Genomic DNA, 20,780 nt, shown 5'->3' with positions numbered 1-20,780 from the left:
TGACAGGGATGCCCGCTGGATTCCCGGCGCCGCTCTAAAGGGCCTTCTCCACCAGGGACTCGATCCATTCGCCCTGCGTCTCGCCCACGGAGCGGCCGACCTCCTCGCGTCCCTTGAAGACGATGAGCGTGCTCTGCATGCGCGCATCGAACCGGCGCATCAGTGCCTTCTGCGTGTCGAAATCGATCTCGTAGATCGCCAGATCCTTGAAGCGCGGTTGTTCTGAGAGAGCCTTCAGGAGCGGCCGCTGCGCCTTGCAGATCGGGCACCAGGGGGCCGTCACCTCCACGACGATCGGGCGTCCGGCACCTTGAGCGGCCGCGAAGGCCGCCTCGTCGAACGGTTCGGCGGCGAGGGCCTCGCCGGCGATGGCGAGAAGGGCCGTCGTGAGGAGGAGGGCGCGACGGCTGATCATCGGGAATGTCTCGACAGTGAGGTGTAGGCGGCTTGAAGCCGGCCGCGTTACCGAGGCTGGTTACGTCGGTAACTGCTGCTCTATCGCTGGGCCGAGACCCGAATTGGGGCTCATGTCACCTGACCCATGGAAACGTACAAACTGGCTTTGATACCCAAGTCGTCATTCCGGGCTCGCCTTCGGCGCCCCGGAATGACGGTGTGCCCTGTCCATCGTCATGCCGAACCCCTTGACCCGAGTTCGGGCGCTGCCTCGCCGGCGGGCGACTATCTCTGTGCCTCGCCGGCGGGCTTGGCGGCCCAGGCGGCATCGACCTTCAGGATCGTGGTGTCGTGCCTGTCCTGCCAGCCCTCGACCCCGTCGGCGAACCAGTAGACGCGGGTATAGCCGTTCTGGAGCAGGCGCTTGCCGGCATTCCAGCTGCCCCAGCATTCGGGATGGCAGAAGGTGACCACCGGCTTTGTCTTGTCGCCGCCGGTGAGGTCGGCGACGCGGGCGAGGAACTGCGCCTCCCGCGCCGGGGCCATTGGCGCCGCTCCCGCGCCCGGCATCCAGACGCTGCCGGGAATCGAGCGGTGGGCGGGCAGCCAGGGCCGGTCGGTGGGAAAGCCCACCGGCTTCTGGTCGGCCATGGCCACGTCGATCATCACCGGTTTCTCGGCGGCGACCAGCTTGTCGAGGGCGTCGATATCGACCACCGTCGCCCCCGTCAGGGTCTTGGGGGTGTAGGCCTTCGGCGGCCCGGTCCAGAACCCTTCGGGCTCGGGCACGTTCACGGGTGAATCGGCGGGGCTCGCCGCCCAGGCCGGGGCGCCCGACAGGACGGCGAGGGCGATGGCTGCGACTCCGATCGATCGAATCATGCGCGGCATCCTCATCGTCAGTTGCTCGGGGTCGGCGTGTTGAAGCTGTGTTCCCAGCGGCTCTGCTGGTTGTCCGTGGCCACCACCTTGATCGGGCCCTTGGCGTCGGGCGCGAGGGCGAAATTGATCACCGGGTTCGACGCGATGGAGATGTCGCCGTTCATGGAGAAGACGAGCTTCCCGTTCGAGGAGACGTCGAGCTTGTTGATGTAGCGCGCCGGCGTGTAATCGCGGGTGATCTGGTTCATCTGCATCCCGCTGAAATTCGGGTGACGGACCATCAGCGTCGCCTCCGTGGGCTTGCCCTGGCCGCCCTCGGCGAACTTCATCTTCATGTCGCCGGCCCCCTTCAGGGCCTCCTCGTCGCTCATCCCCATGGGGGCGGAACAGCCGCCCGAGGCTTTGACGAACTTCACGGCCTCGTAGAGCTTGCCGTCCTTGGTTTCGGCCACGGCATGGACGTTGGTGTAGTTGTTGATCCGCACCCGGAGCTTCACCTCGCTCGGGTCGGCGGCGGGGCCGAAGGTGATGTGGGCGGCATAGGGTGAGGGATTATCGTCGATGATGAGATGAACGGCGGCGATCCTGTCCTTCTCCGGCATCATCAGGGTGATCGGCACTAGGGAGGCGTCGAGGGCGCGCGGCGGGGCGTCGACCTTGATGAGCGCATCGGTCGGCTCGATCGTGCGGTCGCCGAAGATGGATTTGGCAATGTCCCGCCAGCGCTCCAGCCGCTCCGCATCGGTGTCGCTGGAGCCGGCGGCGAGGGCGGAGCCGCCCATCAGCATGGCGGCGGACAGGCACAGGGCGGCGGTGAAGGACCGTTTGGTCGCGGAGATCGGTGTCGGCGCGTAGGTGGTCATGGCGTTTCTCCTCGTCGTGATGATGTGACGCTGGCTCATTCCCACTCAAGCTCCTTGTAGGCCTGAGTGACGTTGCGGCCGTTATAGGTGTCGAACAGGACCCATTTCTCGCGCTCAGACTGGCCGATACTGTCGATCGCCTTGTCGATGGGTTGATCGGCGGCGATGGCCTTGCGGGTCTCGTCGCGGAGCATCGTGAGGTAGCGCGTCAGGTCGGCGAAGGCGGGCGCGGCATCGACCAGGGTCGGGCCATGGCCGGGCACGGCCTTCGTCGCACCCAGTCCGGTCAGTGTCTCGACCTCCTTCAGCCAGCCGAGCAGGCTGCCGTCGAGGGACGGGACCCGGGTGACGAACAGGAGATCGGCCGGGAACAGGATGCCCGTCCGGGTATCGACCATGGAGAGGTCGCAATTGGTATGGGCGGTGCCGTGCGCCGTGAAGCGCAGGCTCCGTCCGCCGAGGTCGATCTCGGCCGTGTCGGCCACCTCCATCGTCGGGTAGACCACCGATCCGGCCCTGTCGGCCCCGAGGATCTCGACGAGACGCGTCCTGTAGAAGTCGCCCCGCGAATCGAGGGCGGACCGCAGGGCGTGGTGGCCGATGAAGACCGGCTTGTCCTGCGCGAAGGCCTGCGCGCCGAAGCAATGGTCGGGGTGGACATGGGTCAGCGCCACGTGGCTGACTGGCTTCGACGTGCGTTTCCCGATCTCGGCGCGCAGCCATTCCCCATCGGCGAGGCTGCCGCCCGACTCCGTCACGAGCACGGATTTTTCGCCTACGATGAAGCCGATATTGGCGATGGCGTCGCCGTTCTCGGGCGTCGCCTCGGCATCGAGGCCGCGCCGCATGAAGATGCCCGGCCCGACTTCCTCCATCGTGAAGGATTCCGCCGCCCGGCCGAGGCTCGGCAGGCAGCACAGGCACAGCCCGCCGAACAGAGCGGCGCGGCGCGTGGCCAAGCTCCGCAGAGGCTGCGGGTTCATGGCATATCCTGCGAGGATCGCCCGGCGAAGCGACCTTTCATGAATTATCCTCCCGTTTTTATGGCTACCATCTAGTAGGTAGATTTTTGCTGCCGTCAACGGCATAAGTGCTGACGCGCGGAGTTGCGCATCACGCCTTCGTGCCTCCCTCCCCGGTTTCGCGAAGCCCCCGACCATGATCGACCGACCATGAGAGACACCAGAGCGGAGCTGCTGGCCCAGGCCGAGATCCTGGTACGGGGCCGGGGCTATTCCGGTTTCAGCTACGGCGACCTCGCCGAGGCGGTGAGCATCCGCAAGGCGAGCATCCATCACCATTTCCGCACGAAGACCGACCTCGCCCTCGCATTGGTGGAGGCCTACGACGCCCGCTACGACGCGGCGCTCGCCGCCATCGTCGCGGCCCAGCCGGACGCGATCGCGCGGATCGAGGCCTATGGCCGGCACTATCTCACCGGGGTCGAGGATGGGCTCGGCTGCCTCTGCGCCGTGCTCGCCATCGAGAGGGACACGCTGCCGGACGCGCTGCGCGCCGAACTCGCCCGGTTCTTCGACAAGCACATCGCCTGGCTGGAGCAGGTTCTGGCCGAGGGGTGTGCCGACGGGAGCCTGCGCCCCGGTCTCGATCCGGCCGCCACGGCCCGGATGGTGGTGGCGACCCTGGAGGGCGCGCTCATGCTGGAGCGGCTGCTCGCCGGATCGGCCGGCTTCCGCCTCACCCTGGCGGCGTTGTGCGACAGTCTCAGGCCAGCACGGACAGGGTGAGGAAACGCCCTTTCATCGCAGGGCGATGATACAATATAACAGGCGCCACACAGCCGACGCGGCCGATTACGCGAACCTGAAGAGCCTTGCATGTCCGACAGCCCGACACCCGCCTCCTCGAAGATCCCCGTGACCGTGCTCACCGGCTATCTCGGAGCCGGCAAGACCACGCTGCTCAACCGCATCCTCACCGAGAACCACGGCAAGCGCTACGCCGTCATCGTCAACGAGTTCGGCGAGATCGGCATCGACAACGACCTCGTCATCGGCGCCGACGAGGAAGTGTTCGAGATGAACAACGGCTGCGTCTGCTGCACCGTGCGCGGCGACCTCATCCGCATCATGGACGGGCTGGTGAAGCGGCGCGGCAAGTTCGACGCGATCATCGTGGAGACCACCGGCCTCGCCGACCCGGCACCCGTGGCCCAGACCTTCTTCATCGATGAGGATGTCGGCGCCGCCGCCCGCCTCGACGCGGTGGTGACGGTGGCCGACGCCAAGTGGCTGGCCGACCGCCTCAAGGACGCGCCGGAGGCCAAGAACCAGATCGCCTTCGCGGATGTGATCCTGCTCAACAAGGCGGACCTCGTGGAGCCCGCCGATCTCGACCGCGTCGAGGGCCTGATCCGCTCCATCAATCCCTATGCCAAGGTCCACCGCACCAGCCGCTGCGACGTCGCCCTCGACCAGGTGCTCGACCGCAACGCCTTCGACCTCTCGCGCATCCTCGATATCGAGCCCGACTTCCTCGAAGAGGGCCACCACCATCACCATGACGACGAGATGCAGTCCGTCTCCGCCAGGATCGACGGCCCGGTGGACCCCGAGAAGTTCATGCCCTGGATCTCGACCCTGACCCAGGTCCAGGGGCCGGACATCCTGCGCTGCAAGGGCATCGTGGCCTTCCCGAACGAGTCCCAGCGCTTCGTCTTCCAGGGCGTTCACCAGATCCTCGACGGCGACCTCCAGGGGCCATGGAAAGAGGACGAGGCCCGCGTCTCCCGCGTCGTCTTCATCGGCCGCAAGCTCGACCCTGAGGCGATCCGCGAAGGATTCTACGACTGCAAGGCGGCCTGACGGGCTTTGTCCGGAATCGGACCGATCGGGGGCGGGCGCATTGTCCGCCCGTCTCCCTCCGTCTGGATGTCCCGATGACCTTGCGCTTTGCCTTCGCGTCCCTCCTCGTGCTGACGGTGGCGGCGCCCCTGGGCAGTGTCGCGTTCTCCACGTCGGCGCAAGCGAAGTACACGATGGATCGCGAGAAGCGCTTCGGCGGCCTCTGCAAGCCGCCGCTGAAATTCGCGGCCGGGGCCTGCGTCAAGCGCTGCCCCGCCGGATATCGCGATACCGGCCGGGGCTATTGCCGTTTCAAGAACATGAACTGCTGAGATCCCGCCGTCATATCGATGAAGCGGCCTTGACCGAATCGGCGAGGTCGCGGCGGGATACGCTCACGTCTCGTCCATCGGAAACCGCCATGATCTCGCGTCTCGCCCTTCGCGCCGCCCTGTTGCTCGCCGCTTCCCTCACTCTCGGTGGAGAGGCGATGGCGGGTCCGGCACAGGATTACGAGTTCCGGCCGCGGAGCGTCCGCAACGCCTGCCGCCCGCCGCTGAAATTCGCGGCCGGCGCCTGCGTCCGACGCTGCCCCGCCGGCTACCGCGACAACGGCTCGACCTGCGGGTTCAAGTCGATGAGGCGGTAAGCGCGGCGCGTCCCGCCACGACCCAGGTTCGGCGACGCATGGCTGTCGTTCAGTCGAGCGTCGTGAAAGACTTGGTTTACCATTCCGGCACAGGATCGAATCCGAGCCGGCTTGATGCTGCCGGCGGCTGTCGGCTGCTCGTTCCGGGCGCCGTAAGGCTCACGGAGAGCGACGCCCCATGATGTCCCGCGCGGAACGCACGCCCCTGACCGACTGGTGGTGGACCGTCGATCGCGGCCTGCTTGCCGGCCTCACCGCCCTGATGGTGGCCGGCCTCGTCTTCCTCATGGGCGGCGGACCGCCGGTGGCGGAGAAGATCGGCCTGCCGACCTTCCACTTCCTCAACCGCCAGGCGATGTACCTCGCCCCGACGATCCTCATCATCGTCGCGGTGTCGTTCCTGTCCCTGCGCCATATCCGCCGCGTGGCCCTGGCCACCTGGATCGTCGGCGTCACCCTCTGCATCCTCGCCGGCAAGTTCGGGCCGGAGATCAAGGGCGCGCATCGCTGGATCCAGTTCGGCCCGTTCGGCCTGCAGCCCTCCGAATTCGTGAAGCCGGCCTTCGTGGTCGTCGCAGCCTGGGCCTTCTCGGAAGGTGCGCAGCGCCGTGACATGCCCGGCGGCCTGCTGGCGATCCTGCTCCTGCCCGTCACCATCGTGCCGCTGATCCTGCAGCCGGATTTCGGCCAGACCATGCTGATCACCATCGTCTGGTGCTCGCTGTTCTTTGTTGCCGGCCTGCATTGGTTCTGGGTCGCGGGCCTCGGTGTCGCCGGCCTCGTCGGCGTCGGCTTCGCCTACCAGTTCCTGCATCACGTGCGCGAGCGCATCACCCGCTTCCTCGACAAGGATTCCGGCGACAGCTTCCAGGAATACTGGGCGCGGGAATCGTTCAATTCCGGCGGCTGGTTCGGCACCGGCCCGGGGGAGGGCGTGGCCAAGCGCCACCTGCCCGACGCCCATACCGACTTCATCTTCTCCGTCACCGGCGAGGAGTTCGGCGTCATCGTCTGCCTCGGCCTCGTCTGCCTCTTCGCCTATATCGTCATGCGGGGGCTGAAGCTCGCCCGCCGCACCGACGACACCTTCTCGCGCCTGGCCATCACCGGTCTCACCACCCTGTTCGGCCTGCAGGCCTGCATCAACATGGCGGTGAACGTGCGGCTGATGCCGGCCAAGGGCATGACCCTGCCCTTCGTCTCCTATGGCGGCTCGTCGCTGATCTCGCTGGCATTGGGCATGGGCTTCCTCGTGGCGCTCACCCGCAAGCGGCCGCGCATGTCGACCCTGAGCCAGAAGCCCCCGGGCACCGCGCCCGCCACCGTCGCCGGAGTGATGCGGTGACCGTGATGACGCCGACGATCCTGCTCTGTGCCGGCGGCACGGGTGGCCATCTCTTCCCGGCCGAGAGTTTGGCCCATGCCCTGCGCGCGCGGGGCGTCCGCGTGATGCTCGCCACCGACGCCCGCGTCGATTCCATCGCGGGTGAGTTTCCGGCCTCTGAGATCGTCACCATCGCCTCGGCGACGCCGTCCGGCCGCTCCATCGTGAAGCGGGCGGGGGCGCTCCTCACCCTCGGGCGCGGCTTCGGCGTGGCCGCGCGCGAGATCCGGCGGATCAACCCGGCCGCCATCGTGGGCTTTGGCGGCTATCCGACCGTGCCGCCGGTTCTCGCCGGGCAGATCCTGCGTGTTCCGACCATCCTGCACGAGCAGAACGCGGTGATGGGGCGCGCCAACGCCTTCCTCGCGCGGGGTGCGCGCGCCATCGCCACCGGCTTCACGGAGGTGCGTGGCATCCCCCTGAAGGCCACTGCCCCGCGCACCCATACCGGCAACCCGCTCCGTCCCGCCGTGCTCGCCGCCGCGCGGACGCCCTACCCGCCCGTGGGCGAGGCGGATGAGCGCCATCTCCTCGTCTTCGGCGGCAGCCAGGGCGCGGCGGTGATGGGGCAGGTGGTGCCGAAAGCCATCGCCCAGCTGCCCGCCGACCTTCGCGCGCGGCTGATGCTGGTGCAGCAGGTGCGGGCCGAAGACCTCACCGAGGTCCAGAACCTCTACCTCTCCCTCGGCCTCGCCGGTCTCGAGACGGCGCCGTTCTTCAAGGACCTGCCGGCCCGCATGGCCCGCAGCCATCTGGTCGTCGGACGCTCCGGCGCGTCCACCGTGTCGGAACTCGCCGCGATGGGGCGGCCGTCGATCCTGGTGCCGTTGCCCGGCGCCCTCGACCAGGACCAGGCCGCCAATGCCGCGACGCTCAGCCGGATCGGCGCGGCGCTCGCCATCCAGCAGAGCGCCTTCACGCCGGATCGCCTCACGGCCGAGCTCCTCGACCTGTTCACCGATCCGGCAAAATTGACCGCGGCGGCCGCAGCCGCCAAAAGCGCGGGCATCCACGACGCCGCCGAGCGGCTGGCCGATGTCGTCCTCGAGACGGCGGCCCGCACCTGATTCCGAGCCGGGGCGCCCTCACGCGCTCCGCGACACGACGAGACTGAGTCACACCATGAAGCTGCCCGACAAGCTCGGCCCCATCCATTTCATCGGCATCGGCGGCATCGGCATGTCCGGCATCGCCGAGGTCATGTCGAATCTCGGCTACACGGTGCAGGGGTCGGACGCCAACGACAACGCCAATGTGCGGCGGCTGGCCGAGAAGGGCATGAAGACCTTCATCGGCCATGCCGCGCAGAACGTGGAGGAGGCCGCCCTCGTGGTGGTCTCCACGGCGATCCGGCGCGACAATCCCGAGCTCATCGCCGCCCGCGAGCGCCGCCTGCCGGTGGTGCGCCGCGCCGAGATGCTGGCGGAGCTGATGCGCTTCAAATCCTGCGTCGCCATCGCGGGCACGCATGGCAAGACCACGACGACGTCGCTGGTGGCGACGCTGCTCGATGCCGGCAACCTCGACCCCACCGTCATCAATGGCGGCATCATCAACGCCTACGGCACCAATGCCCGCATGGGCGAGGGCGAGTGGATGGTGGTGGAGGCCGACGAATCCGACGGCACCTTCCTGAAGCTTCCCGCCGACGTCGCCATCGTCACCAATATCGACCCCGAGCATCTCGACCATTTCGGCTCGTTCGAGGCGGTGAAGGACGCGTTCCGGCGCTTCATCGACAATATCCCGTTCTACGGCTTCGCCGTCATGTGCATCGACCATCCGGTGGTGCAGGACCTCGTGGGGCATATCGAGGATCGCCGCATCATCACCTACGGCGAGAACCCGCAGGCCGATGTCCGCCTCATCGACGTGGACCTGCGCGGCGGCCAGAGCCGCTTCCGCGTCATGATCCGCGACCGGCGCCCCGGCTTCCGCATGGAGATGGAAGATCTGGTCCTCCCCATGCCGGGCAAGCACAATGCGCTCAACGCCACCGCGGCCCTTGCCGTCGCGCACGAGCTCGGCGTCGAGCCGGAGGCGATCCGCAAGGCACTGGCCGGGTTCGGCGGCGTCAAGCGCCGCTTCACCAAGACAGGCGAGTGGAACGGCGCGCTGATCTTCGACGATTACGGACACCATCCGGTGGAGATCAAGGCGGTGCTGAAGGCCGCCCGCGCCTCCACCGAGGGCAACGTCGTCGCCATCGTCCAGCCGCACCGCTACACCCGGCTCGCCTCGCTGTTCGACGATTTCTGCACCTGCTTCAACGATGCCGACACGGTCATCGTCGCCCCCGTCTACGCGGCCGGCGAAGCCCCGATCGAGGGCATGGACCGCGACGGCCTCGTCTCGGGCCTGAAGTCGCGCGGCCACCGCGATGCCCTCGCCTTGGAGCGCACCGAAGACCTCGCCGGCCTCGTGGCCACCCGCGCCAAGCCCGGCGATTACGTCGTGTGCCTCGGCGCCGGCAACATCACGCAATGGGCCTACGCCCTGCCGGGCGAATTGGCGGCGTTGCAGGGGTGAGGATGGGATGCGTGCCGGCGATCCGAGACGAACTGGATTTCGCCGGCATCTGAGACGGGAGCAGACCGATGCGGAGCGCCGTCTCTGGCATCACCTTCGCGATCGACGCCTCGCAGGCTTCAAGTTCACGCGCCAGGAGAGCATCGGCCCCTACATCGCCGATCTCGCCTGTCGCGAAGCGAGGCTCATCGTCGAGGCCGATGGCGGCCAGCATGCGGATAGTCTGCCGGATCGCGTTAGGGATGCGTGGTTGTCTGCGAGGGGCTATCGCGTCCTGCGCTTTTGGAATGCTGAGATCATGAACAACATCGCTGGCGTCATGGACACGATCCGAGCCGCTTTGCCCCCCTCTCCCCGCTTGCGGGGAGAGGGTCGCGACGACCTCGTCGTCGGCGCGACGAGCCCGCAGGGCGAGGGTGAGGGGGCGATTCCCGGAGAGTCACTTCCGGTGGCGCCCCCTCACCTTCGCTCCGCTCGCCTCGTCCCCGACAAGGGGGACGAGGCCCTCTCCCCGCAAGCGGGGAGAGGGGAGGTGCTCCCATGACCGCCTTTCCCGACATCACCCCCGCCATCCGCGCCGCAGCGCCCGCCCTGCGTGGTCGGCTCTTGGCGAATCCGTCGCTCGCCGACCTCACCTGGTTCCGCGTCGGCGGGCCGGCGCAGGTGCTGTTCACGCCGGCCGATGAGGAGGACCTCGCGCACCTCCTGGGCGCCCTCGACCCGGAAACTCCGGTCACCGTGATCGGCCTCGGCTCGAACCTGATCGTCCGCGACGGTGGCATTCCCGGCGTCACGATCCGGCTCGGCGGCAAGGCCTTCGGGTCCGTGGAGATCGACGGCGAGACCCTGCGGGCCGGGACCGCGGTGCCGGACATGCGCCTCGCCAAGGCGGCGGCGGAGGCGTCCCTCGACGGATTGGCCTTCTTCCGGGGCATTCCCGGCTCCATCGGCGGCGCGCTGCGCATGAATGCCGGCGCGCATGGCGGGGAGACCACCGACGTGCTGGTGGAGGCGCGCGGCATCGACCGCTCGGGAGCGCTGCGGTGCTTCACCCATGCGGAAATGGGCTTCACCTACCGTCACAGCGCCTCGCCCGAGGACGTGATCTTCACGAGTGCGCTGTTCCGGGGCCGTCCCGGCGACCGCCACGCCATCGAAGCGGAAATGGACCGCGTCACCGCCGCGCGCGAGGCGGCCCAGCCGATCCGCGAGCGCACCGGCGGCTCGACCTTCAAGAACCCGCCGGGCGGCAAGGCGTGGAAGCTCGTCGATGCGGCCGGCTGCCGGGGGCTCACCATGGGCGGCGCCCAGGTCTCGGAGATGCACTGCAACTTCCTGATCAACCGCGACGGCGCCACCGCCGCCGATATCGAGGGGCTCGGCGAGGAGGTCCGCCGCCGGGTGCGCGAGACGTCCGGCGTCGAGCTGCATTGGGAGATCAAGCGAATCGGTGTCCCGGCCTCGACACCCGGCTAGAGGCGGCCCGAATCGCACGACGATTCTCGGCACAACGATTCTCGGAACCACGAGGCCGTCTGCCGAGCAGAACCAAGGTCGAGCGCGTCACGGCCATGGCCAACGGCGCGGCATCGGAAGGAATTGGAAATGTCCAAGCACGTCGCCGTCCTGATGGGCGGATGGTCCTCCGAGCGTCAGGTTTCCCTGAACTCGGGCAGCGCCTGCGCGGAAGCCCTCGAAGGGGAGGGGTTCCGCGTCACGCAGGTGGATGTCGGACCGGATATCGCGACGGTGCTCACCGACCTGCGCCCGGACGTCGCCCTCAATGCCCTGCACGGCCCGGCCGGCGAGGACGGCACGATCCAGGGGCTGCTGGAGATCCTGCGCATCCCCTACACCCATTCGGGCGTCCTGGCCTCGGCCCTGGCGATGCATAAGGAACGTGCCAAAACGATCATGAAGGCCGCCGGGGTGAGCGTACCGGAGGGGCTGATCGTTAACCGTCATGATGCCGCGAAGGCACACCCGTTAACTCCTCCCTACGTGATCAAACCCATCGCCGAGGGCTCCTCCATGGGCGTCATCATCGTCCGGGACGGTCGCTCCCATCCGCCCCAGATTCTCGCCTCGGACGAGTGGGTCTATGGGGAGCAAGTCCTTGCAGAGACTTACATTGCGGGCCGCGAGCTGACCTGCGCGGTGATGGGGGACAAGGCCCTCGGTGTCATCGAGATCAAGCCTGCCTCGGGGGAGTGGTACGACTTCGATGCGAAGTACGCCGAGGGGGGGTCGATCCACGTTCTCCCGGCAGAAATTAAACCAAAAATTTACCAGCGTGTCCAAGAGTTGTCGTTAACGGCGCATCAAGCACTTGGATGCCGGGGCATCAGCCGTGCGGACCTTCGATACGACGACACACCGGGTGGAACCGGTGCCCTCGTCGTCCTGGAGGTCAACACGCAGCCCGGGATGACCAAGACGAGCCTTGTGCCGGAGATCGCAGCCTACGCTGGCTTGAGTTTCGGTGAGCTCGTCCGATGGATGGTGGAGGACGCTACTCTGGGTCGTTGAACGCAGCCGGTCAGGCTGGCGTCGACGGAACCCCCGCGCCCGGTCCGGGCTCGCTCGTCGCCGGTCTGGCGGCGCGCTTGCCCCGGCTGGTACGCCCCTTCATGCGGTCGCGCCGTGCGCGGCTCGCCCAGCCGATCGAGCGGCGCATCCCGCGTCATGCGGGCACGCTGACCGTCACGGTGGCCTTCGCCGCCCTGTCGATCACCGGTTTCGTCGCCAGCGGCCGCTACGACCGCTTCGTGCTCGAGAACGGCCGTCCCTCCGACGTCCTCGCCCGCCTCGCCGGTTTCGGCGTCGAGCGCGTTACCATTTCGGGCATCTCCCGGCTCTATGAGCGGGAAGTGCTGCAGGCCGCCGGCATCGACGGTCATTCTTCCGTGGTCTTCCTCGACGTCGCCGAAGCGCGCCAGCGCCTCCTCGACGTGCCGCTGATCGCCAGCGTCTCGGTGCGCAAGGTCTATCCGAACGAGATCGTCATCAACCAGGTCGAGCGCGAGCCCGCCGCCCTGTGGCAGCGCAACGGCGAGATCTCGGTCATCGCCGCCGACGGCACCGTCATCGACGAGATGCGCGACGACCGTTACGCCACTCTCCCCCTTGTGGTGGGTGAAGAGGCCAACGAGCGCCTCAAGGATTACCTCGCCCTCATCGAGGCGGCGGGCGATCTCGGCGAGCGGGTCAAGGCCGGCACCTACGTCTCCGGCCGGCGCTGGACCCTGAAGCTCGACGGCGTCGACATCCGCCTGCCCGAGACCGGGGCCGCTGAGGCTCTCGCCCGCCTCGCCAAGCTCGAGCGCGACAGCCGCATCCTCGAGAAGGACATCATCGCCGTGGACCTGCGACTGCCCGACCGGGTGGTGGTGCGGCTCACGGAGGAGGCGGCCGCCACCCGCGCCGAATCCCAGAAGAAGAAGCCGAAGGGCAAGGGGACAGAGACATGAGCCGTACGATTCGTCCGGCGCCTCTCGCGTCCCGCCAGCCCGCCCTTCCCGCCTCCTTCGCCCGGTAATCCGATGCACGCGCAACACGGCCTGACGCCGCGTATGAAACCGCTCTCCGCGCGCCGGAGCACCATCCTCTCGGTGCTCGACATCGGCACGAGCAAGGTCGTCTGCCTCATCGCCGAGCTCCAGCCGGCCGAGGCTCTCACCACCCTGCGCGGACGGACCCATTTCGCCCGCATCATCGGCATCGGACATCAGCGCTCGCACGGCCTCAAGGGCGGTGCCATCGTCGATCTCGAAGCCGCCGAAGGGGCGATCCGCCAAGCGGTCCACGCCGCCGAGCGGATGGCGAAGGTCGAGGTCCAGTCGGTCATCGTCAACATGTCCGGCGGCCGCCTCGGCTCGCAGCATTTCGAGGCGCATGTCGGTGTCCGCACTGGCACCGTCATGAGCTCGGATGTCGAGCGCGCCCTGGAGACGGCGAGCGCCCATGGCGTCAGCCACGGCCGGACCGTGCTCCATGCCCTTCCCACCGGCTACGCCATCGACGGCCAGGGCGCGGTCATCGACCCCACCGGGATGATCGGCGAGTCGCTCGGCGTCGACCTCCACGTGGTCACGGCGGAGGCGGCCGCCGCCCGCAACCTGATGCTCGCTGTGGAGCATTGCCATCTCGGCGTCGAGGCGGTGATCGCCACCCCCTACGCCGCCGGCCTCTCCGCCCTCGTCGACGACGAGGCCGAGATGGGCGTCTGCGTCGTCGACATGGGCGGCGGCACCACCAGCTTCGGCGTGTTCGAGGGCGGGCACCTCGTCCATGTGGACGCCCTGGCGGTGGGCGGCCACCACGTCACCATGGACATCGCCCGCGGCCTCTCCACCCGCGTGGTGGCGGCCGAGCGTCTCAAGACCCTCTACGGTTCGGCGATCTCCACCGCCTCCGACGAGCGCGACATGATCGCGGTCCACGGCGTCGGCGAGGACGAGGGCGACGCACCGACCCACGTGCCGCGCTCGCACCTCGTGCGGATCATCAAGCCCCGGGTGGAGGAGATCGTCGAACTCGTTCGCGATCGTCTCCGCAACGCCGGCTTCGCCGCCCAGGCCGGCCGCCGGGTGGTGCTGACGGGGGGCGCGAGCCAGCTCGTCGGACTGCCCGAGGTCGCCCGCCGGGTGATGCAGGGTCAGGTCCGGATCGGCCGGCCGCTGGGCATCCGCGGCCTTCCCGAGGCCGCCAAGGGCCCCGCCTTCTCCGCCGCGGTCGGCCTGCTGGTCTACCCGCAGGTGGCGCATGCGGAACATTTCGAGCCGCGCGGGCACAGCGCCTTCGCGGGCACCGGAACCGACGGCTACATCCCCCGCGTGTACCGCTGGTTGCGCGAGAGTTTCTAGGAACGCCGGGACCGGTTGCCCGACGCCCCAGAAGGGGATCGGCGCCGGACCCGACACAAGCACATCGGCGGTCTCACCGAGAGGCCGTCAAATGAAACGTGAAAGGCACGAGAGGCTCGACACCATGGCCATCAGTCTGCAAGCGCCGGATATCCGCGAACTCAAGCCCCGCATCACCGTCTTCGGTGTCGGCGGAGCCGGCGGCAACGCCGTCAACAACATGATCGAATCGGGCCTCCTCGGCTGCGAGTTCGTCGTCGCCAACACCGACGCCCAGGCGCTCACCTCCTCCAAGGCCGAGCGCGTGATCCAGATGGGTCTCGGCGTGACGCAGGGCCTCGGCGCCGGCTCGCATCCCGAAGTCGGCTCGGCCGCCGCCGACGAGGTCATCGACGAGATCCGTGACCAGCTCTCCGGCGCCCACATGTGCTTCATCACCGCCGGCATGGGCGGCGGCACCGGCACCGGTGCGGCTCCGGTCATCGCCCGCGCCGCCCGCGACATGGGCATCCTCACCGTCGGCGTCGTCACGAAGCCGTTCCAGTTCGAGGGCGTGCGCCGCATGCGCACCGCCGAAGCCGGCATCCAGGAGCTCCAGGCCGCCGTCGACACCCTCATCGTGATCCCGAACCAGAACCTGTTCCGGGTCGCCAACGAGAAGACCACCTTCGCCGACGCCTTCGCCATGGCCGACCAGGTGCTCTATTCGGGCGTCGCCTGCATCACCGACCTGATGGTCAAGGAAGGCCTCATCAACCTCGACTTCGCCGACGTCCGCGCGATCATGCGCGGCATGGGCAAGGCCATGATGGGCACCGGCGAGGCCTCCGGCGAGAAGCGCGCCAACCGCGCCGCCGAAGCCGCCATCGCCAACCCGCTCCTCGACGACGTATCGATGAAGGGCGCGCGCGGCCTGCTGATCTCGATCACGGGCGGCAACGACCTCACCCTCTACGAGCTCGACGAAGCCGCGACGCGGATTCGCGAAGAGGTGGATTCGGACGCCAACATCATCCTCGGCGCCACGTTCGACGAGAGCCTCGACGGCATCATCCGCGTCTCCGTGGTCGCCACCGGCATCGAGCCGGCGCTGATCACCGCGCATTCGCAGAACAACCCCGAGATCGTCCAGACCGAGCAGCGGATCGCTGAAGTGGCCGAGCGCCTGCGTGCGGAAGCGAGGGCCAGGGCGGCACAGCCCGCCCCCACCTTTCGTGCCCCCGGACAAGAGCAGCCGCTGACCGGCAACGCCCCCGCGCCCCAGGCGCCGGTCCAGCCGCAGGCCCCGCGCCCGGTGGCGTCCGAGCCGGCGGCCATGGCCCCCGAATCCGTGCGCATGGAAGCTCCCGCCGCCCCGATCGTTCACGACGAGGTCGTCCTGACCCAGATGCCGTCGCGGACGGCCGTGGCCTACGAGCCGGCTCCGGCTCCGGTCCAGGCTCCGGCCCCGGTGCAGCAGGCCGCCGGCCCGTTCGTGCCGCCGCGTCCGGCGGTGGCGGTGGCCCGCGCCCCGCGCATGCCGCAGATCCAGGATCTGCCGATGCCCGGCCAGGCTCAGCTTCGCGCCAGGAACGCCGTGGAGCCGGCCGAGCCGGCAGGGGATTCAAAGCGGATGACGCTGCTGCGCCGCCTTGCCACCGTCGGCTTCGGCGGACGCCGCGAGGAGGCCGAGACCGCTCCGCTGCCGCAGATGCGCGCGCCTGCCCCGCAGCCGGCGCCCCAGCCGGAATACGCCAAGCGGGCACCCGTTGCGGCTCCTCCGGCCTACCGTCCGGCTCAGGGCAACCTCGATCCACAGGGACGTGTGGCTCCCCAGCCCCGTCTGATGGATGACGACCAGCTCGAAATCCCGGCCTTCCTCCGTCGTCAGGCGAACTGAAACGCCACGCTAAGCGTCCGTAGCGGTGTTTATGCAACAAGCCCGGGGTCTCAGGACCCCGGGCTTAACCTCGTTTTAAGTCCTTGACCGAAAACGGTTATCCAGAACGTCTCCGGAAAGCGTGTCTGTAACAGAGCGTAAGAAAGCGTGATTTGGCTAACGCTTCGGGCCCCGCGTATACGATTTTTGGAACGAAAAAGGCGCGGCGGTTTCGCCGTCAGCGCTCGCAGGGGCTTCAAGCAGCGGACGGATCGCAGAGGCGGCGCAATCCCGTAATCCAGGGAGAACGAGCCTGATCACGGCCGAGGGCTAGGGAATGCGGACGAACCAACAAACAACTCTCAAGGGCCCGGCCACGCTTCGTGGCATCGGCGTCCATTCCGGCAAGCCGGTGGAGATCACTCTCCATCCCGCTGCGGCCAATCACGGAATCTGCTTCCTCCGTACCGGAATGCCCACCGGTCACGACCGGCTCATCAAGGCCCACCACGCCTGCGTCTCCGCCACCGAGTTGTGCACCGTCATCGGTGACGTGGAGAGCGGCGCGGTCGCCACCATCGAGCATCTGATGTCCGCCCTCTACGGGCTCGGCATCGACAACGTCCTCGTCGAGATCGACGGGCCGGAAATGCCGATCCTGGACGGCAGCGCCCGCCTCTACGTCGAAGCCATCGACGCCATCGGCATCACCACCTGCGGGGCGCCCCGCCGCTGGATCAAGGTGCTCCGCACCGTCCGCATCGAGGTAGGCCGCGCCTTCGCCGAACTCCGCCCCATCGACCGCGGCTTCCGCCTCGACGTGGAGATCGACTTCGAGAACCCGGTAATCGGCCGCAGCCGCAAGGCGATGGACCTGAACCCCGCCTCCTACCGCCGCGAAATCGCCAATGCCCGCACCTTCGGCATGATGAAGGACGTGGAGCGCTACTGGAAAGCCGGCTTCGCTCTCGGCGCCTCCCTCGAGAACACCGTGGCGGTCGGTGACAACGCCGTCGTCAACCCCGAGGGCCTGCGCTACGCCGACGAGTTCGTGCGGCACAAGTATCTCGATGCCGTCGGTGACCTGGCCCTCGCCGGCCTGCCGATCCAGGGCGCCTACCGCTCCTATTGCGGCGGCCACCGGATGAATGTCGGCGTCCTCGACGCGCTCTTCGCCGACCGCGCCAACTACACGATCCTCGAAGCAGCCGGCGCCCGCCGCGAGACCTCCCGCCCGGAATTCGGCGTCGGTCTCGGCCTCGCCGCCTTCGCCAGCGACCTGTAACCTCTCAGCAACACCCTCGCTTCGATTGCGTCAGCCTCTCGGCCGCCGCTTTCACGCCCAAATCGGACGCCACTGGTAAAGCGTCCGTGACAAGAGGCGAGGTCGCGTGTGCCCCATAGAGGCACATGGGCCGTGGCACCGTGCCGTCAGCCGCTCGACCGACATTTGTATGGCTTGACGATGCGGCCCCCTTGCCGGGCGCATCTGTTGGGGGAACCGGAATGCGTCTCAACGATCGTAACCGCGGGGCGACGGCTTTCGTGCTCCTGGCGCTCTGCGGCCTCGGCCTCGGCGGCTGCGACACCCTCGACTCGATCAATCCCTTCGCCGAGAAGTACAAGCCCGAGGTCATTCCCGACGTCCCGGCCGACAAGCTCTACAGCGAGGGCTTGGCCAAGATGGAAGACAAGGATTTCGAGGGCGCGTCGAAGAAGTTCGGCGAACTCGACAAGGCCTATGCGTATTCGGACTGGTCGCGCAAAGCGCTGCTGATGACGGCCTACTCGAATTACGAGGGCCAGAAATACGACGACGCGATCAACGCCTCGAAGCGCTACCTGCAGCGCCATCCGGCGAGCAAGGATGCGGCATACGCCCAGTACCTGATGGCGATGTCGCATTATAAGCAGATCCCCGACGTGACCCGCGACCAGGACCGCTCCGAGAAGGCGCTGGCCGGTCTGCAGGAACTCGTCCAGAAATACCCGACCTCGGAATACGCGGCCGATGCCAAGGCCAAGATCCAGATCACCCGCGACCAGCTCGCCGGCAAGGAGATGGAAGTCGGCCGGTTCTACCTGGAGCGCCGCAACTTCCCCGCCGCGATCAACCGCTTCCGCGACGTGGTGAGCAAGTACCAGACGACCCGCCACGCCGAGGAAGCGCTGGAGCGTCTGGTGGAGGCCTACATGGCGCTCGGCATCACCGCCGAGGCCCAGACCGCCGCGGCCGTGCTCGGCCACAACTTCCCCGACAGCCCCTGGTACAAGGATGCGTTCGCGCTCCTCCAGAACGGTGGCCTGGAGCCGCGCGAGGAGAAGTCCTCCTGGCTCAGCAAGGTCTATCGCGGCGTCATCGGCCGTACCGCCGACGCGCGCTGAGCGCTCTACGCCGAAGCGGATACCGGTTCGGCGACAAACGAGCCCTAGCCGCTCGATCCGGCCCGCGACGACACGCTTTCATTCGCGGGCCATTTTTCGAGTGAAGCCGCCGCCGCTTCGCCGTAAGACGTGGCCACCGTATCCAACGAGGCCAAATCCGCGGCATGCTGAGTCAGCTCGCGATCCGCGACATCGTTCTCATCGATAAGCTCGCCCTGAATTTCCGCGAAGGCCTCAGCGTCCTGACCGGGGAGACGGGCGCGGGCAAGTCGATCCTGCTCGACGCCTTCGCGCTGGCCCTGGGCGGGCGCGGCGACGGCGGCCTGGTGCGCCATGGCGAAGGGCAGGGCGGCGTCACCGCCGTCTTCGATGTGCCCCTCGACCATCCCGCCCGCCGCCTCGCGGCCGAGGCCGATATCGACACCGAGGGCGACCTGATCCTGCGCCGGGTGCAGATGGCAGACGGCCGTACCCGCGCCTTCGTCAACGATCAGGCCGTCGGCGTGCAGGTGCTGCGGGCCATCGGCGCCACCCTCGTGGAGATCCACGGCCAGCACGACGATCGTGCTTTGGCCGATCCCGGCACACACCGCGCCATCCTCGACGCGTTCGGCGGCCTGCACGCCCCCCTGGCGGCGGTGGGGGAGGCGGCCAAGCGCGTGCGCACCGCCCGCTCCGCCCTGGCCGAGCATCGCGCCAGGGTCGAGGCCGCCCGCAAGGAAGTGGATTTCCTGCGCCACGCGGCCTCGGAGCTCGAAACGCTCGATCCCCAGGCCGGCGAGGAAACCTCGCTGGCCGAGCGCCGCATGGTCATGCAGCAGAGCGAGAAGGTGGCCCGCGAGCTGACCGAGGCGATCGAGGCGGCGGGCGGCCCGAATTCGGCCGTGTCCCACCTCTCCTCGGCGATGCGCAAGCTGGAGCGGCGGGCGAGCCAGATCCCGGCCCTGGTCGAGCCCTGCATCGCCGCCCTGGATGCCGCGCTCGCCGCCCTCGACGAGGCTCATTCCGTTCTCGACACGGCGTTGCGCGAATCGGAATTCGATCCGCGCGAGTTGGAGCAGGTCGAGGAGCGGCTGTTCGCCCTCCGTGCGGCCTCCCGCAAGTATCAGGTGCCGGTGGACGACCTCGCCGCCCTGCGCCAGCGCTACGAGGCGGATGTGGCCGCCATCGATGCCGGCGAGGAGGCTCTCACTGGCCTGGAGGCGACCCTCGCCCAGGCCGAGGCCGCCTATGCCAAGGCCGCGACCAAGCTCAGCGAGGGGCGTCGCAAGGCCGCCAAGGCCCTCGACCTCGCGGTGAAGGCCGAATTGCCGCCCCTGAAGCTGGAGCGCGCCCGCTTCATCACCGAGATCGTCACCGATCCCGAATCGCGGGACCCGGCGGGCTACGAGCGCGTCGAGTTCTGGGCCCAGACCAATCCCGGAACGCGGCCCGGCCCGATGATGAAGGTGGCGTCCGGCGGCGAGCTCTCCCGCTTCATGCTAGCCCTCAAGGTGGTGCTGGCCGACAAGGGCTCGGCCCCGACCCTGATCTTCGACGAGATCGATACCGGCGTCGGCGGCGCGGTGGCCGATGCCATCGGCGCCCGCCTCGCCCGTCTCGCCGCCGGAGTGCAGGTCGTGGCCGTGACCCATGCTCCTCAGGTCGCCGCGCGGGCCGAGACGCATTTCCTCATAGCCAAGGACCCGGTGAAGGGCCGCGACCGGGTCGCCACCCGCGTCTCGCCCCTCGAAGCCCCGGCGCGGCGCGAGGAGATCGCCCGGATGCTGGCCGGTGCCACGGTGACCGACGAGGCCCGTGCGGCGGCGGCGCGACTTCTTCAATCCACGGATGCGTGAGGCGAGATCTTAACCTTTGGTTAACCATCTTCGCCGATGATGCGAGCACGACGCAGGGAATCTTAGCGAAACGCGTCGGCACATCGGGAGATCGCGTGATGGATCTGGGTGACGGTGAGACCGATCCCCGGCCTGTGAACGAAGCGGATGGGATGCCGATCCTGTCGAGTCCGACCCGTCACCATCTCGGTGGCACTCTTCGGGCGATCTACGAAGACACGTTCGACACGCAGCCGATCCCCGACGGTCAGATCGACCTTCTCCTGCGCCTCCGGCACAAGGAACGCGATCGCCGCCGCGTGGGCTGATCCCGTTCTCCGGAGGTCG

The 20,780-nt window shown here is 68.2% G+C and carries 21 protein-coding genes; 17 read left to right on the top strand and 4 right to left on the bottom strand.

Going from position 1 to position 20,780, the window contains the following annotated elements; genetic code table 11:
* Window positions 1-34 precede the first annotated feature (34 nt).
* The 4 genes from ACYQML_RS01120 to ACYQML_RS01105 all read right to left on the bottom strand — a co-directional run bounded on the left by ACYQML_RS01120 (window position 35) and on the right by ACYQML_RS01105 (window position 3,124).
* The gene (locus ACYQML_RS01120; RefSeq protein ID WP_461234432.1) at window positions 35-415 is read right to left on the bottom strand and encodes a thioredoxin family protein; all 381 of its coding nucleotides are present in this window, start codon (window positions 413-415) and stop codon (window positions 35-37) included.
* Window positions 416-681: 266 nt separating this feature from the next.
* The gene (locus tag ACYQML_RS01115; RefSeq protein ID WP_311276631.1) at window positions 682-1,287 is read right to left on the bottom strand and encodes a rhodanese-like domain-containing protein; all 606 of its coding nucleotides are present in this window, start codon (window positions 1,285-1,287) and stop codon (window positions 682-684) included.
* Between the two features lie 8 nt (window positions 1,288-1,295).
* Window positions 1,296-2,141 carry a quinoprotein dehydrogenase-associated SoxYZ-like carrier gene (locus tag ACYQML_RS01110; protein WP_419951366.1) on the bottom strand — a complete coding sequence of 282 codons (846 nt, stop codon included), beginning with the start codon at window positions 2,139-2,141 and terminating at the stop codon, window positions 1,296-1,298.
* Window positions 2,142-2,176: 35 nt separating this feature from the next.
* Window positions 2,177-3,124 (bottom strand): quinoprotein relay system zinc metallohydrolase 2, encoded by a 948-nt coding sequence (locus ACYQML_RS01105; RefSeq protein WP_461234430.1) that lies wholly within the window; start codon window positions 3,122-3,124, stop codon window positions 2,177-2,179.
* 189 nt (window positions 3,125-3,313) lie between these two features.
* On the opposite strand from ACYQML_RS01105, the gene ACYQML_RS01100 reads away from it, so the two are divergent.
* The 17 genes from ACYQML_RS01100 to ACYQML_RS01020 all read left to right on the top strand — a co-directional run bounded on the left by ACYQML_RS01100 (window position 3,314) and on the right by ACYQML_RS01020 (window position 20,761).
* Complete coding sequence (locus tag ACYQML_RS01100; RefSeq protein ID WP_419951368.1) at window positions 3,314-3,889, top strand: TetR/AcrR family transcriptional regulator; 576 nt, start codon at window positions 3,314-3,316, stop codon at window positions 3,887-3,889.
* Window positions 3,890-3,979: 90 nt separating this feature from the next.
* The gene (locus tag ACYQML_RS01095) at window positions 3,980-4,966 is read left to right on the top strand and encodes a CobW family GTP-binding protein (protein WP_461234429.1); all 987 of its coding nucleotides are present in this window, start codon (window positions 3,980-3,982) and stop codon (window positions 4,964-4,966) included.
* A 74-nt stretch (window positions 4,967-5,040) separates the two neighbouring features.
* On the top strand, window positions 5,041-5,277 hold the full coding sequence (locus tag ACYQML_RS01090) for a hypothetical protein (RefSeq protein ID WP_461234428.1): 237 nt from the start codon (window positions 5,041-5,043) through the stop codon (window positions 5,275-5,277).
* 89 nt (window positions 5,278-5,366) lie between these two features.
* Window positions 5,367-5,594 carry a hypothetical protein gene (locus ACYQML_RS01085; protein WP_461234427.1) on the top strand — a complete coding sequence of 76 codons (228 nt, stop codon included), beginning with the start codon at window positions 5,367-5,369 and terminating at the stop codon, window positions 5,592-5,594.
* A 178-nt stretch (window positions 5,595-5,772) separates the two neighbouring features.
* Window positions 5,773-6,939 (top strand): FtsW/RodA/SpoVE family cell cycle protein, encoded by a 1,167-nt coding sequence (locus ACYQML_RS01080; protein WP_056434546.1) that lies wholly within the window; start codon window positions 5,773-5,775, stop codon window positions 6,937-6,939.
* Window positions 6,936-8,045, top strand: a complete 1,110-nt coding sequence (gene murG, locus ACYQML_RS01075; protein ID WP_461234426.1) for an undecaprenyldiphospho-muramoylpentapeptide beta-N-acetylglucosaminyltransferase — start codon at window positions 6,936-6,938, stop codon at window positions 8,043-8,045. The genes ACYQML_RS01080 and murG overlap by 4 nt, the downstream gene beginning before the upstream one ends.
* Window positions 8,046-8,100: 55 nt before the next feature.
* Window positions 8,101-9,507, top strand: coding sequence for a UDP-N-acetylmuramate--L-alanine ligase (gene murC, locus ACYQML_RS01070; protein WP_056434542.1), 1,407 nt, complete (start codon window positions 8,101-8,103; stop codon window positions 9,505-9,507).
* A 7-nt stretch (window positions 9,508-9,514) separates the two neighbouring features.
* Window positions 9,515-10,051, top strand: coding sequence for an endonuclease domain-containing protein (locus ACYQML_RS01065; protein WP_419951371.1), 537 nt, complete (start codon window positions 9,515-9,517; stop codon window positions 10,049-10,051).
* Window positions 10,048-10,983, top strand: a complete 936-nt coding sequence (gene murB / locus ACYQML_RS01060; protein WP_461234425.1) for a UDP-N-acetylmuramate dehydrogenase — start codon at window positions 10,048-10,050, stop codon at window positions 10,981-10,983. Before ACYQML_RS01065 ends, murB begins: the two co-directional genes overlap by 4 nt.
* 129 nt (window positions 10,984-11,112) lie before the next feature.
* On the top strand, window positions 11,113-12,036 hold the full coding sequence (locus tag ACYQML_RS01055; RefSeq protein WP_419951373.1) for a D-alanine--D-alanine ligase: 924 nt from the start codon (window positions 11,113-11,115) through the stop codon (window positions 12,034-12,036).
* Window positions 12,003-12,977, top strand: a complete 975-nt coding sequence (locus tag ACYQML_RS01050) for a cell division protein FtsQ/DivIB (protein WP_056434534.1) — start codon at window positions 12,003-12,005, stop codon at window positions 12,975-12,977. Before ACYQML_RS01055 ends, ACYQML_RS01050 begins: the two co-directional genes overlap by 34 nt.
* A 72-nt stretch (window positions 12,978-13,049) precedes the next feature.
* Window positions 13,050-14,372 carry a cell division protein FtsA gene (gene ftsA / locus ACYQML_RS01045; RefSeq protein WP_056434532.1) on the top strand — a complete coding sequence of 441 codons (1,323 nt, stop codon included), beginning with the start codon at window positions 13,050-13,052 and terminating at the stop codon, window positions 14,370-14,372.
* A gap of 124 nt (window positions 14,373-14,496) precedes the next feature.
* The gene (ftsZ, locus tag ACYQML_RS01040) at window positions 14,497-16,251 is read left to right on the top strand and encodes a cell division protein FtsZ (protein ID WP_311276642.1); all 1,755 of its coding nucleotides are present in this window, start codon (window positions 14,497-14,499) and stop codon (window positions 16,249-16,251) included.
* Between the two features lie 316 nt (window positions 16,252-16,567).
* On the top strand, window positions 16,568-17,515 hold the full coding sequence (gene lpxC / locus ACYQML_RS01035; RefSeq protein WP_056434528.1) for a UDP-3-O-acyl-N-acetylglucosamine deacetylase: 948 nt from the start codon (window positions 16,568-16,570) through the stop codon (window positions 17,513-17,515).
* A 221-nt stretch (window positions 17,516-17,736) separates the two neighbouring features.
* Window positions 17,737-18,615, top strand: coding sequence for an outer membrane protein assembly factor BamD (locus ACYQML_RS01030; protein WP_056434527.1), 879 nt, complete (start codon window positions 17,737-17,739; stop codon window positions 18,613-18,615).
* A 164-nt stretch (window positions 18,616-18,779) separates the two neighbouring features.
* Window positions 18,780-20,453: a DNA repair protein RecN gene (recN, locus tag ACYQML_RS01025; RefSeq protein WP_056434525.1), complete on the top strand. Its 1,674-nt coding sequence runs from the start codon at window positions 18,780-18,782 to the stop codon at window positions 20,451-20,453.
* Window positions 20,454-20,551: 98 nt separating this feature from the next.
* Window positions 20,552-20,761, top strand: a complete 210-nt coding sequence (locus ACYQML_RS01020) for a hypothetical protein (RefSeq protein WP_056434523.1) — start codon at window positions 20,552-20,554, stop codon at window positions 20,759-20,761.
* Window positions 20,762-20,780 lie beyond the last annotated feature (19 nt).

Source organism: Methylobacterium sp. CM6244 (assembly GCF_054817885.1).
This window is presented reverse-complemented; position numbering and strand designations above follow the sequence as displayed.